This is a genomic window from Paraburkholderia sp. SIMBA_030 (assembly GCF_046535245.1).
Lineage (GTDB): Bacteria > Pseudomonadota > Gammaproteobacteria > Burkholderiales > Burkholderiaceae > Paraburkholderia.
On sequence record NZ_JAWRXB010001799.1, the window covers coordinates 1 to 230 of the forward strand.

Below are 230 nucleotides of genomic sequence, written 5' to 3' on the forward strand. Positions count from 1 at the left end.
CGACCGGATTCGAATGCGGCGTGCTGAACGGCAAGGTGCAGCCGGGTTGCTCGGTCGCGATCGTCGGCGCGGGGCCGATCGGGCTGGCGGCATTGCTGACCGCGCAGTTCTACTCGCCCGCGCGGATCATCATGATCGACCCGGACAGCAACCGCCTCGAGATCGCACGGCAGTTCGGCGCGACCGACTGCTTCGATGGCCGCGGCGGCGACCCGGTGGCGGACGTGATG

Annotated in this window: 1 pseudogene; it reads left to right on the forward strand. The window is 69.6% G+C overall.

Annotated elements, in window-relative coordinates:
- A pseudogene (locus SB772_RS46185) lies at positions 1 to 230 on the forward strand (alcohol dehydrogenase); the annotation flags it as partial.